This is a genomic window from Staphylococcus sp. acrmy (assembly GCF_022690565.1).
In the GTDB taxonomy this organism is placed as follows: Bacteria; Bacillota; Bacilli; order Staphylococcales; family Staphylococcaceae; genus Staphylococcus; species Staphylococcus caledonicus.
Map to the genome: position 1 here is coordinate 72,378 of NZ_JALCVE010000006.1, position 13,385 is coordinate 85,762.

The following is a 13,385-nucleotide window of genomic DNA, read 5'->3' on the forward strand; positions in this document are numbered from 1 at the left end:
TTACAAAGTCTACGCATTGTCGTTGACTTATTTATAGTATAATATATTTATAAAATAATTAAAGTATAAAATATTATATAAATTTCGCCTTCCATATTGGTGTAGACATAAAAAAACACAAAAAAGCCATAACTAATCAACTAGTTACGACTTATCCCTATGATTTTCAATTATAATGCCCAGTCTCATAGAAAACGGCTTCTATCGTTCAATGTATTTTGGTTTACGAAGTCCACGCATTGTCGTTTACTTATATATAGTATAATATATTTATAAAATAATTATAACATAAAATTTTAATCTTCTTCATTTTTTATTACTATTTCGCTGGAACAATTGTTCAAATCATATTCACAAACGTTAAAATAGATATACTATTAGTATCCACTACTATTATTAATAACTTGTCATGAATAGATGACAGTTTAATGAGACTTTGTGTGATCTTAATATAAATAATAAAGGAGAATGATGAAATGGAATTTAACGGATGGACTATCAATATCATTTATAAAGGAGAATGTGAAGTATTAACAAACAATAATACCTTTGCTATTATAAATGAAGACGATGATTTCGCTCTTTTCATTAGAGAAAAAGACGGCATATTAAAAGTTAATAAGATTAATTACAATAGTGACTTTTATATTAATCAAGATAAAAAAGAACTAACTCTTGAAATACACAATCCCCTTTTAGAAAATGATGAATATTAAAATTCATAGGTAAAAATATAAGTAACTATTTAAGTTAGTGATATATTTATAGTTTTTATTTCTTTGAATTACTTCTAAATAGTATTAAGAGAAGAAGAAATCCGTTTCACTATTTTAAAAAACATAGTAAGATGCCAATGTTAAGTCGCATCCTACTATGTTGAAATCTTAATTATGATTTTTATCAGAGCTAAATATAAACAGAGCAAAAAAAGTGAAAGGAATAATACCAAACGATCTAGTCACAATATTGTAGTTACCTGTTATTTGAGGCAAGATAAAGAAAGCAATAGCAGTAACTATTAATAAAAGTAAATAGATTTTTCTTTTTTTATTCATAAATTAGAAAACCACTCCAATAAACACTCTATTTATGGGGATAAGTCTAGTCACTACTCGCATTAGTGGTTAGATCATGTAAAGAAGATAAACGCCAATTTATCTTCTTTATTCCCCCTTTTTTATTTGTCTACCAAGTTAGTGATAAACAAATAAAAAGTAATGGTATTTAATTAATGTAAATTTATACTTAAATGAATTCAATTGTCAAGCATTAGTTTTGTTCAATAGGTTCTAGGTCAAATATAGTTTTAGATTCCGGTAACTCCACCAGATTTTTTATATCTTCTTTATTTTTCATTAAGAAAGCATTATTTTTCTTATTGTATGAGTCTTTTAAAGTTATTTTTTCTTTATCAAATTTTATTAAACAAACGCTATAAAAATCATGGTCTTTCTCATAATAAGCTGTTGAAAACCCCTCTTTTTTTGTAAAGAAGTCAATTGGTTCATGATTAACTATTAAATAGCTTTTATTATCCTCCTTGACTACCTCATAATTTGCTCTCGCTTCTTCTCCAGCATTAAATTTACCCGGCGCAGATACCATTTTTAAAGTGCCATCTTTCTCAAATGTAAATGTTGCTTCTACCTTACCATCTTGTATTGCTTTATAGCTATGTCCTGCAATACTTTGCGTTGGGTCATCTTTACCACATGCCGTAATAAATACTATAAGCGACATACATGCGATAAATAATAACGTCTTTCGTTGTCTAAATAATTTCATAGTTGCACCTCTTATCTTCAAGACTATTATATAATTAATTTATATTATATATAAACAATATAAATGTGTCGATAAGCTTTTTACTATTATCTAATTAAAATTTAAATACTATACGTTTATAGAGTCCTTTTAGATTTTAAAAGCTTATTTAACGATTAACAGTACTTTTATCTCTTTCATAATATATAAATAATCATCCTACAATATTAATACAAAAAAGTGTTCTAGCGCTTTTCGAAAGTTTAATAAGATATCGCAAAAAACGTAATTTTTCCTTATAATATAGTTAACTAATTAAATAATTTGCATTTAATCAATATATTCATAACTTATAAGAACTTCTAATTTTTGAAGGAACCTAAGGTTTTACGCTATAAAGGATTGAACATTACAAAAATAAACATGATATTTACAAATAAATAGGTAATTATCTAATTCAATTCGAGAATTACCATATGTTTAAATAAAAAGATTAGATTAAAGGAGATTAAAGATGAAAAAAATTTTAGTTTTATTATTTAGCAGTTTACTAATTTTAGGTGCATGTAGTAATAGTAACATTTCACCTAATAAAGATGATTCTGATAAAAAGTCTGAAACTAGCTCAAGCAAAAAAACTAATGATCTTGATAAGGAGAAAGATAAGTCAAAAAATAAAAAGAAAGAAAATGAAAAACCAAATAAATCATTAAATAATAAAGATAAAGACGTGTCTCCAAACACAGAAAGTCAAAATCTTATAGAACAAAATAGTCAAGAACAATCACAACCTCAACAAGCTAATAATCAAGAACAACAATTTCAACAAACTAATAATCAAAAGCAACACGAAAATCAACAAATTAACAACCAAAATCAATCACAAAATTACCAACAGCAAAATCAGCAAGTTGTCGCTAATAGTCAACAAGAGAATGTAAAATTGCCTAAAAACTCAGAAATACCAGAACAATATATAACCGGAGATGTCGCTGACGCATTAAACCAAAAAACTCAAATTGAACAAAAAGCGATAGAAGATAATGAAAAAGGTTTAATTAGCGATGAAGAAAACATTAAAATTCAAGAACAGGCAGGACAACAATTTAATCAAGCTATTGAGAATCAGTATGGCCCGCAAGATTAAAAAATATAAATTTTGAATATACTGGGTAGCGTTCCTACCCTTATTTTTATGTATGTATAATAAATTTAATAACAATAATAAATACTTAAGTAATAAATGATACATTAGCATTTTTTATTTATCATAACTAAACGCGTTGACCAAAATAGGATTTTTTCTTTAAATTTAGTCAACGATTGACTAAAATTTTTTAAATGGATATGAACTATTATTAAGTAAAATATCTCAAAGTATTGGTATATCAAGGTTTATAGAAAAAAGCCTAGAATGGTAAAAAATCATTCTAGACTCTAGTATGGAGAGCAAGGGATTACTTTAACTTTATAATAAGTACGAAAAAGGCTTATTTATCGCACTTTCGCCCCTTTATCTTTCGAACAAAACTGAATAAAATCGAACTATTTTGACACGTGCTTGACACGTGAAATAAAAAATTAACCCGTCGAAATCGACGGGTTTAGAATATTAATACGAACGAGCTAAGTATCATTTTAACATATAAAAATAACCGTACCAATTAAGATACGGTTAAGACACTTGAACCTGTAACGCGTGCCACTTCCTTGTTAGGGATTGCGCTTTTGCTAGCCAGGGAATGAATGTATTATAACAAAAAAACACAACCACTACTATATCTTATATTCGCGACTATAAAATATAGGTTATACGGTTGTGTACCATTTTTACGGTTTCTGTCCTACCGTCAAAGTCATAGTCGTATCCAACCTTCAGACAAGAAGCAAATCCGCAATGGTAAGGGAAAGTAAATAATAACATAAAAAAGCCTACTAGAGACCGTACCATCTAGTAGGTAAATACATCACAATAACCTACCCTCATTCGAGGACACAGTGCTTGTCACTCGTCAGCGACGACATATGAATGCTCAGTTAATGTGATGTAGGCACTTTATGCAGTCTGTGCCAGTAATGACCGAGTCATTTCAAGAATGACCATTTCATATACTTATTATAACATAAAAAAATAAGGCAGTCACTAGGACTACCCTAAAAATGTCTTCGTTAACATTATTTTTAACATTCATGACCTAATTCCTTTTTCTTTGAATAACTATTCAAAGCATTTTGCATATCGACACCAGTAGTATACCAATCTTTTTCAATTTGATCTCTATCACTTCGATAAAGCATATTTATTTTACGCATTTCATTTTTTCTTTTCCCATGATAACCAATCATATCTCCAGAAATCATATATGCTGTAGCTACTTTTTTTAAGATGTTTTGCATAAAGATCTCCTCCTCTATGATTAATTATATACTATATATATTACTTTTTGTAAATTAAATTGAATATTATTATAAACAACCACCCAGTGACATGCTTAGGCGGTTATACATATAAAAGGAAATATTTATGGGTGCATGTCAACTAATTATAACATAAAAAAATAGGGCAGTCGCTAGGACTACCCATAGTTTTTTAATTACCAAGTGTAAACAATTCACCCATTAACTTTTTGTCACCTTATAAGATATAGGGTCAAATTGATATTGTGTAAACAAAGTTTCTGCTGAGATGATTTTTATATCTCCAGTTTTTCGAGCCTCATCATAATTATAAACTCTATAGATAAATAAATTATTTTCATCTTTATATAACTCAAAAAAAGCACGCTCATTCTCAGTCATATAGAAAGGTGTATCTAGACTTCCTTTTGTAGTCTTAACCTCTATATATACCTCCATACCCTTTTCGTTCAACGAAATGATATCAAAACCTGCTCCGTCTCCTTGTTCTTCGCTTAAATGTATTATTCTATTCGTATCCTCTGGAGCAAATTGTAAAATTCTATTGGTTTCATATCTTATTACAAATTCTTCTCCATGTTTACCAAGTTCTTCTCTACTTTCATTTAGACTTTGCCAATCAATTTTTTTAGGTATAAAACGACTTCGTAATTCCTGTCTTCTCTTCAAATCTTTATCAGATAAAATGTCTAAACTATTGTTAGAGTTAAGTCCAGTTAATAAGTACCAGTATGCTTTTCTATCACTTTTATCAATAGCATATGTATCTAAATAAGTTTTATACTTTTCAGTTTGATGCGAAACAATATTGCCAATACGTTGAATAATAAGGGGCTCATTCCTTGTATTACTCATCATTTTATCATCTTCGTCAAAAGGCATGACTGTCTGAAGTAATTTTTTTACTTCTGACGTTTCTAATCTTCCATATTGATTTAATAAGAGAGCTACTGCTTTTCGAATATCTCTTTCTGACGTCGCCATTTATATTTCTCCTATCCAGTAATTCGTAATCACTAAGTGCTTGACTTCTTTCGTATTCCTATTTTTAAAATTCACAGAATAATTTTTATCGAAATGAATTTTATAAAAAGCGTCTTTATCATAAAGTTTTTCAATAAATTCTGTCGATTTTATAACCATTAACCATTTTGTTTTTTTTAATTTTAGTAAATTATCACGTAATCTAATTTGTTCCTTATAATCAAATATATGTAAATTATATGTACTAAATTCCGAATCATATGGAGGATCTAAAAACATAAATGTTTCTTCTTCATCAACAAATACTTGAGAAAAATCTCCTTGCCTAATTTCAGTCTTACTAAGTTTTTTGTATACAGAGTGAGATTTTATTTGTTCTAATCGATTTTCAAAAGATTTCTTCGCATAGGTATTTCCTCCAAAAGGCACATTAAAGTTACCCAAAGCATTGTACCTAAACATTGACGAATATGAATATTCTCTTAAAAATAAATATAAGACTGTTTTAAGCTGCGGCTCTTGATCATAAGAAGAACGATTATATAAACTTCTCAAATAAGTATATATAGATGCTCCTATTACGCCGTGAGCATTTTCTTCCCAATTTTTTATATTTTCATTCTTTGCTACTCGTTTTAACGATTTCTTTTTTCGAGTAATACTTTCTTCTAAGAATAGTGAAAGCTCCTCTTCATTTTTGGGAAGGTATTTAGATAATGATAATAAACTTGAAGACACTTCTTTCAAATCAATTATATTAATATCTTTTTCGCTCATTAATATTTCTTTAATAAAATTAATGTATTTTTTTTTCATTTCCCAAATGATGGAGATATCATTTAATAAATTTAGAAATTTTTCATCTTGAAATTTTGTAAAAGAATATATTGAAACTAATTCTTTCGAAAAATCATTTATTAAATAATTTTCTGCTTTCGTTGCCCAATAAACAGCCCCTCCTCCCAAAAAAGGTTCTATATAATATTTGAAACTTGGAAATAATTTTTTTAAATACTTATATTCAGCGCTTTTACCGCCTGGATATTTAAATAGCGGTTTTAATATTTCTTTTTCCATATTAACATATCCATTCTATTAATAATCAGGTGAAATACTAATCCACCAGTTTTTGTTTTTATTTATAATTGAAAGTATAAAGCAAAGTTTTTACGTTTGTTTGACATAAACATAGATTTCATATTATAACAAAATCGTTCTTACGTGCCTAATATATAAGTTGATGTGAAAATTATAACTTAAAAAAATAGGGCAGTCACTAGGACTACCCTAAATTGGAGTGCTTAGGTAATGTTCTATACATAGTATAACACACTAGAATACTTTTGTAATTCTTAAACGTTCATGCCATATCCACCCGTTATTATTTTTTGAATAAACACGACACCAGCCCTCTTTAACTTCAAACACATAAAATTGACTATATCCTGCTCTATAAACATCGTTTGTTGTATACCATTCCTTACCTTTAAATTTAACTAAAGTGGCTCCGTAATGGTCAACTCTTGCTCTAAATCTAGCCTTAGATGATTTATTCATACTTTTTGGTGGAATGCTACCAACTTTTAATCCAGTAGTACTATCTAGTTTGTTTTTTTGGTTAACTACTTGTTTATTCGGTTTATTCGCTAATTTACTTCCACCTGAAGTTTTATAAATATCTTTAACGATAAGACGTTCATACCATACAAAACCGTTATTGCTAGCACTGTATACTCTAGCCCAACCATCACGAATTTCATAAACATAAAATACCTCACCTGGTTTGTATGTTTCATTTGTAGCAACCATGACATTGTTATGATTTGGTCTACAAATACTTACGCCAGCATTATCTGCAACGGCTTTGAAGTATGGTTGGTTACTCCATGTGAGTTTTTTAGGAGGTGTTGCATTTATAGTCAATGATCCATTTGATTTACGTGTCGCTGTTTTAACTTCTTTAATATCTGTTAAATCTACGCTATCATCGGCAAAGTCTGGAACAATGAAATGGGTTAAGCCTGTATAATCATCTTCACGCAATTTAGCTGGTGTATTGGCATTTCCGTCATAGTTTTGCTCTAAGATTGTGAATGTATTTGTACCACCCGAATTGTCCCAAACTAAGCCTGTATGCCCCCATTCTCTATAAATACCCTCAGTATACACTGCAATAGCGCAAATAGGAGGAACATAATTTCTTGTATTTTTAACTACTTTCCAACCTTTAGGCATAGCATTTAAAGTATGCAATTCTTTGGCATTACCATAAAATCTAACTCCACCGGTAACGCGATATATGAAGTCTACACTTAAATCTGCGCATTGATAAGCATACATATTATCAAAGTCTACAAACTGACCTTTCAGACTGTGCATATATTCAATGGCTTCTTTATATTTAACTGTACTTTGTGGAGATGGTGTTATTTTTTCTTTTGTTTTTTCTGATAACTTTTCACTAGGTTTCTCGCTTGTTTCTTTTTGTACTCCATTAACATATTTTGCTATTTGCTTATCAAGATTTTTAATATTACGTGAATAACCACATGCTTCTAATAAATTGCCAGGGTCGATTTTGTCATTTTGAATATCTTGATGACCTGGCACTTCTGTTTTGTAATCAATGTCCCAATAATTACATAAGTAAGCTAATACACGTGCCATATTATCTAGTGACTTACGAGAACGTGATTGGCTACTAGGGAAGTAACTACCTTCCACACCAAATGCTACATCATTTGCATCAGCGTTATACCATTGATTATCGGTAGGCGTATCATATAATACATGCCATGCTTTCTCAGTAACTGGAATACAAACAATACATTCTTTATCATCAACAAACATATGGGCGCTTGCTACTAGTGACCAATCAATCATATATGTGTTTTTATAATAATTGACGTTTGTTTGTGCAGTGGTTTCTGGATTCCCTGTGTCATGTGCAACTGCAAATAAAGGTTTTTTACTTGTTATAGGTTGTCCACTTCGACGTGTTCCAATTGGTAAAAAATCATATCTTACTGGAACGCCATTCCATTTTTCTGTCATTACTTAACACTTCCTCCACCAATTTTAGTATTCTCTTTCGTTCTGCCATCGCGATTTTTGAAAGTTTCCCATAAGCCTGTAGCCATAAGTCCACTAATCAAACCAGCTAACAGTCGGCCACCGAATGAGAGCTCTGTAACGATTTCAGGAATGAAAACAGTGACGCCTCCAATAACTACACCAATAATCATAGACAGTGCAGGTATGATTGTTTTAGGAATACCTTTAATTCTTTTGAATACCTCTGTTATTGCTATTGTTAAAACTGAGATTACCCCAGCAAATGCGATTATCTGTTCCAAAATTTGCCTCCTAAATATAATTAAAATAAAAAGGCCACTGCCTGACAGGCAATGACCCACATACGACTAACAGCCGTAACTAAACCACATGCAAGTTAAGAAAGAACCTGCAAAAGTAACTAATTTGAATGTCTTAGCTTTCATCATGATAAGCACCTCCTTTCAAAGGGTTGTTATGCTTATCCCACAAACATTTGAATAACTGCAATCACAAAAGAGCCAATCAGAGGCACAGCAATACCAATAACCCATCGGCGCTGCGATTTCATCTCTTTTCGGCTCTCGTCTCTCTCTCTTTTCTGAGTTGTAAGTTCGTCGTTGAAACGCTCAAGCGTTAAAGTAATTTCTTTATTAACGACTTTCTGCTCGGACTGCCCCTCTTTGACTATGTCTAAAGAATTACTGACTTTATCAGAGCTTTGCTTTTGCGATTGAAAGTTACTGTCGATTTTTTTGTCGATACGATTGAAATAATCTTCGATTTTATTGTCGAGCTGCCTATCTTGGTTTCTCAAATCTGTTATTTCACTGTCTTTAATTCGTTTCAGCTCAGTTTCTACATTTGTGAGCCTAGTATCAAAATTCTGCAATGAGCAAACTCCTCAATTATTTGTATTTATGTCTTGTATATAGTTTTAATATAGGCTAGCACCCTAAGTAAAAGAAATCTACAGCCTAGTCAATGTCGAAAACGACAGGCTCATCTTTTTGAGAAACCAATTCTCGTGAATTATCATCTTGAGTGTTTAGTTCCTCTAAAGGTAACAAAGCCTCCCCGTCTTTCAATTTTAATCGTTCCCCATCAAAATAAACCTTATCAGACTGTCTTGCTATCTTTTCGGTTGTAGGCAAAACTTTATCATAAGCCCTATTAGGCACTAAGTCACAACCAGCAAGTACAATTTCAAACTCTCCGTCAATCTTTAACAAATATAAATTCCAATGCATTGCGCTCACTATCCTCTCATGTGTATTCTCATATCTCTAACACGCACTTTATTATGTGATTTACCTGTTTTATTGGCAAATTTTAAGTAGAAATACAGAGGTTTATAGGTTGGCACCCCTAAATCAATTGTTATGTTACTCTCTTTTATATTATCGCCTCTTAAAGCATAAGTTTTTTCTTCAGCGTTGCGGTTACCGCCATTAAACTCTTCTACTCTAAAGCCCACATAACCACCTGCGGCTAAACTGTCAGCGTGAAAATCTATTAAATAGGTAAACGTGATATATCTAGCTGCGTGTTCTGTGTAGACAGCTGAAAATGTTTCAAAACCCAGTGACGAAGTATTATAGAACATTCCGTCATATTCAACCTTGCTAGCTGGATAATATTGGTGAGACTGTACATCAAATGACATTCTAAGCAATCCGTTTTGCATGTAAACAGCTCCGTCAGGTCTGGTTATTGACATTCCTTTAGGGTCAATCTCAGTTTGCGACTTTGAATTAGGATCTTGGGCAATTAAAGTATCGCCGTCAATAGAAAAATAACCTTTTGTACCCTCGATTCTTACAAGGTTTGTATCTATTACGCCGCCCCTAATGTAATTAGCGTTTAGTGCGCCTGTTGTGATTAAACTAGCATTTATTCGCCCTCTTGTTATAGCCTCTTCAAAGGTTTGCCCACCGTCAACACTTACACCTATACCACTAGAGTTGAGTAAGGTCACATAGTTAGGGTCGGACTTATCTGTAAGTAATAAGCCACCCTCAGACCAGCCAATCTCGGAACGGGTACTGTTCAATAATTCTGACGACTCTTTCACTGCTCTTGGCAACACATCATAAGGCAAAGAGCCTCCACCGTGTAAGATAGAGTTAATCTCTTTCGTTAGACCTGCCTGCTGTTTTCGTTGTCTTTGTCTTAGTTGTTGGTCGCCTATCGTGAGTTTCTTGCTGATAGGCTTATGCTTAGCGTCCCTTTTGGTAACAATTCCTACGACTTTCATCTCCTGTTGTATTTCTAGCTTACTATCAATAAAAGGGACAATGTCGTATATTTCAGGTTGTGCGTAAGGGTACTGTTCCATAAGAGACACGAAATCAAACTCAATACTGAATTTCAGTGAGGGGTCTACTCTATCCTGCATATAGCGTTCCATTGTAGACCTTTTAGAAATACGTCCGTCCATGACAGGCTCAGCCTCTCTGATACCGAACAGGTCAATCATCGGGCTTTCAGCACCAGCGGGGTAATCCATTGTGAGATTAGCAGTAGTATACCCTGCATCATCTTCAAAATCGCCAAAACCTCTGACGTAAGTATAAAACTCAGTTGCGTCAGTTTCTATTTTCACATTGTTTGCATTTAATTTTTTAGAGAAGTAATAGGCAGGCCGTCTGTTGAGGTTTTTGCCTAAAATAAACTGCTTGGCATGATAGTCATAACGCCATTCATACCCATAACGCTCAATGCCTTTCAGGAACATTGACAACTTATCCGCACCTTGTCCTGCGTTTTCCCATTCCACTGCGTCAGCATGGTCTAAAAATGTGAAACTGTAAGGTGTATCAGCAAATACGGTTTCAAAATAATGTAGGTTTGTACGACTGCCTGTCACGTCCTCATAGACTCTGTGTGTGGCTAAATAGTCAAAATGTTTTAATCTCGCTGTCAGTGTAATTGTCATTTTATCTTTCCAACGCTCAGGCTCAACAAGAACGACAACATATTCACGTCTATCGTTCTCGCCTGTAACATTGGTTATAGTCCACAATTCACCTATTTTATCGATATAGTCTTTTGTTTGCTCGTTTTCTATGAGTTTGACTTGTAACATACCGTCAGCGTTGGCGTTTTCATCTTCTTGGGTTGGTGCCTGCGCCCTATATGAATTACCTTGCGGATCTGATAGAACTAAAGCCATTAAATCGCCTCTTTTCTTAATACATAAAAACCACCTTTAAAGGTGGCTCTGATTAATATTGAATTTCTTCGCCTAAAATGAGTTTATTTTGGTACTTACCAAACCTGATATAAATTTTACTGTCTGTATCAGATGAATTGATACTATTTTCACTGCCATAAGCTACACAGTTATCTAGCCACATGTCACTGCCTGACGATGTTTGGAAATCTTTCCCTTGATAGCTCTCATAGGCTACTGTGCCTAAATTCCATGACTGAGTACCCTCGTTTACGTCAGCTACATTCCCTCCGTCGTTTCTTGCGTATACGCCGTTAATACGGATAATTGATATGCCGCCGTGCGTCGTGCTACCATTATTCGATTTAACTCCGTTTTGCCCTTTGTCACTACCATTTTCAATACCTTTACAATCTATTTCTATAATTAAAGGGGTAGAGCCGTCAGCCCCTACGTGATAATTAAGTCCGTCATATGAATTAAAACTACCCTCACACTCTTGTAAGATTATGAGGTTGCCACCACTCGCGGCGATACCGTTAAACATGTCTGCTGAATGATAGGCTTTAACATTTTTAAGGTAGGCATTATTGTCAGCGTTGAGGTTTAACTCGATACCATTTTTGCCTCCATAAATTTTTAAATTTTCTAAATATATGTCTGACTCTAAAGAAGATAATTGTATATGGTTAGCGCCAATAAGGGGTGCTATGTTTATATCAGGCTCCTCACCTGTGTTTACATAAACAATTCCATCTAATGTACACCAGCTATCTACCGTTTTGTCTACATCTTCAATGGAACTGACCTCAGTTAAGGCTTTATTATTTTTAAGATTGACAGTTTTGTCCACCGAACTTCTTGATGTTTGATATACACTAGATGCGCCCTCAGTTTTAGTCCAAACGGGTTCGTCTCCCATGATTAGATGAACGTTATCATTTTCTCCTATAATATTTAAACTCTTATCAAAATTCTTAGGAATAACACTTCCACCTGACCTGAAGTGGTACCCCTCACAAACGATAAGAGTATCATTCGTATTAGCATATTCAAACGCTTTTGAAAAAGACTTTAAAGCTGTATCTTTAGCAAGACCTGAATTATCGTCACTGCCGTTAGCATAGTCCACATAATACGTTTTAGAGCTATCTAGTTTATTTTGTGATACGTCATACTTAGTTAAAAATTTACCTTGTCCGTCAGTATATATTAAACCTTTTAGAGGGTAGTCCTTAATAGAAAAACCTTGCGGGGTGTAAACAGGAGCGTCAAAGCCTTTTGCCTCAATAGTTGAATTTTCTGAGCTACTGTTAGATAAAGCCCCTACCGTTTCTTTTAGGTTGTTTATGTCATACTCTAGCCCCCCGATTTCAGGGCTAGTAGGCTGAACTTTACCTCCCTCAAACAAAACAGGGTTTTTAATTACTAAATCGCCTGAGCCGTTTCTGTTGTCGAATCTAATTTCAAGGGTTTGACCTATGCTAAGAGGTTGTCTAAGAACGCCATAAACATTATTTTTATCGTTAAAAAGCCCAATACTATTAAGTTTAGGGTAAGGGTTTTCTTCATCTAAGAGTCTGTATTCTATCTTAGCTCCCTCAACCTTTTGAGGTATCTGAGCAAAAAAACTCAAAGCATTCTCTTTAAAATCATCTGTTTTCACAGAGTAGAAAAAATAGCCCCCTTGTTTAACAACAATATCTTTACCCTGTGACACTTTATTTGAAGCTGTGATGCCGTTGTAATAGGGGTCGTTAATTGACTCGGCGAAATTGTCATAAGAAATGCCTTTAGGAGGTTTGTTAAACAAATCTTTAGACTCAACGTAATTATTGACTATGTTGCTATACGTCAGTAAGTCCTCCTTAAATTCGTCTTTTTGAATTGAGTCAATACCTTTAGTCCTTTCATAAAGTTCTTCATTCATTTTGTTTTGATTTTCTAAATTAGACCCGTCTAAGTCAGGCGTTAGAATTTTTAATACCAA

At 32.8% G+C, this 13,385-nt stretch carries 12 protein-coding genes; 2 read left to right on the forward strand and 10 right to left on the reverse strand.

Features of this window, described 5'->3' with window-relative positions; all coding sequences use genetic code 11:
* Positions 1-476: 476 nt before the first annotated feature.
* Positions 477-716: a hypothetical protein gene (locus FH144_RS07750; RefSeq protein WP_242314843.1), complete on the forward strand. Its 240-nt coding sequence runs from the start codon at positions 477-479 to the stop codon at positions 714-716.
* A 553-nt stretch (positions 717-1,269) separates the two neighbouring features.
* Here the strand turns inward: FH144_RS07750 and FH144_RS07755 are convergent.
* Entirely contained in the window at positions 1,270-1,785 is a 516-nt protein-coding gene (locus tag FH144_RS07755; protein WP_242314845.1) for a hypothetical protein, read from the reverse strand.
* Between the two features lie 493 nt (positions 1,786-2,278).
* On the opposite strand from FH144_RS07755, the gene FH144_RS07760 reads away from it, so the two are divergent.
* Positions 2,279-2,911 (forward strand): hypothetical protein, encoded by a 633-nt coding sequence (locus tag FH144_RS07760; RefSeq protein ID WP_242314847.1) that lies wholly within the window; start codon positions 2,279-2,281, stop codon positions 2,909-2,911.
* A 1,034-nt stretch (positions 2,912-3,945) separates the two neighbouring features.
* Here FH144_RS07760 and FH144_RS07765 read toward each other — a convergent pair.
* From FH144_RS07765 to FH144_RS07805, 9 genes are all read right to left on the reverse strand, one after another.
* Complete coding sequence (locus FH144_RS07765) at positions 3,946-4,161, reverse strand: hypothetical protein (RefSeq protein ID WP_242314848.1); 216 nt, start codon at positions 4,159-4,161, stop codon at positions 3,946-3,948.
* A gap of 222 nt (positions 4,162-4,383) precedes the next feature.
* The gene (locus FH144_RS07770) at positions 4,384-5,166 is read right to left on the reverse strand and encodes a protein NO VEIN domain-containing protein (protein ID WP_242314850.1); all 783 of its coding nucleotides are present in this window, start codon (positions 5,164-5,166) and stop codon (positions 4,384-4,386) included.
* Positions 5,167-6,243, reverse strand: a complete 1,077-nt coding sequence (locus FH144_RS07775; protein WP_242314853.1) for a DNA adenine methylase — start codon at positions 6,241-6,243, stop codon at positions 5,167-5,169.
* A 255-nt stretch (positions 6,244-6,498) separates the two neighbouring features.
* On the reverse strand, positions 6,499-8,220 hold the full coding sequence (locus FH144_RS07780) for a peptidoglycan recognition protein family protein (RefSeq protein ID WP_242314856.1): 1,722 nt from the start codon (positions 8,218-8,220) through the stop codon (positions 6,499-6,501).
* A complete protein-coding gene (locus tag FH144_RS07785; RefSeq protein ID WP_107365878.1) occupies positions 8,220-8,522 on the reverse strand; it encodes a holin in 303 nt (100 codons plus the stop codon). The genes FH144_RS07780 and FH144_RS07785 overlap by 1 nt, the downstream gene beginning before the upstream one ends.
* A 179-nt stretch (positions 8,523-8,701) precedes the next feature.
* A complete protein-coding gene (locus FH144_RS07790) occupies positions 8,702-9,112 on the reverse strand; it encodes a DUF2951 family protein (protein ID WP_242314858.1) in 411 nt (136 codons plus the stop codon).
* Positions 9,113-9,197: 85 nt separating this feature from the next.
* Positions 9,198-9,470: a hypothetical protein gene (locus tag FH144_RS07795; protein ID WP_242314860.1), complete on the reverse strand. Its 273-nt coding sequence runs from the start codon at positions 9,468-9,470 to the stop codon at positions 9,198-9,200.
* An 8-nt stretch (positions 9,471-9,478) separates the two neighbouring features.
* Positions 9,479-11,395, reverse strand: a complete 1,917-nt coding sequence (locus FH144_RS07800; RefSeq protein ID WP_242314861.1) for a tail tube TT1 domain-containing protein — start codon at positions 11,393-11,395, stop codon at positions 9,479-9,481.
* Between the two features lie 52 nt (positions 11,396-11,447).
* The gene (locus tag FH144_RS07805) at positions 11,448-13,385 is read right to left on the reverse strand and encodes a hypothetical protein (protein ID WP_242314864.1); all 1,938 of its coding nucleotides are present in this window, start codon (positions 13,383-13,385) and stop codon (positions 11,448-11,450) included.

Bases quoted from the DNA above. Each gene is read 5' to 3' on its own strand.
- FH144_RS07750 (WP_242314843.1), top strand. From the start codon at position 477: ATGGAATTTAACGGATGGACTATCAATATCATTTATAAAGGAGAATGT.
- FH144_RS07755 (WP_242314845.1), bottom strand. From the start codon at position 1,785: ATGAAATTATTTAGACAACGAAAGACGTTATTATTTATCGCATGTATG.
- FH144_RS07760 (WP_242314847.1), top strand. From the start codon at position 2,279: ATGAAAAAAATTTTAGTTTTATTATTTAGCAGTTTACTAATTTTAGGT.
- FH144_RS07765 (WP_242314848.1), bottom strand. From the start codon at position 4,161: ATGCAAAACATCTTAAAAAAAGTAGCTACAGCATATATGATTTCTGGA.
- FH144_RS07770 (WP_242314850.1), bottom strand. From the start codon at position 5,166: ATGGCGACGTCAGAAAGAGATATTCGAAAAGCAGTAGCTCTCTTATTA.
- FH144_RS07775 (WP_242314853.1), bottom strand. From the start codon at position 6,243: ATGGAAAAAGAAATATTAAAACCGCTATTTAAATATCCAGGCGGTAAA.
- FH144_RS07780 (WP_242314856.1), bottom strand. From the start codon at position 8,220: ATGACAGAAAAATGGAATGGCGTTCCAGTAAGATATGATTTTTTACCA.
- FH144_RS07795 (WP_242314860.1), bottom strand. From the start codon at position 9,470: ATGCATTGGAATTTATATTTGTTAAAGATTGACGGAGAGTTTGAAATT.
- FH144_RS07800 (WP_242314861.1), bottom strand. From the start codon at position 11,395: ATGGCTTTAGTTCTATCAGATCCGCAAGGTAATTCATATAGGGCGCAG.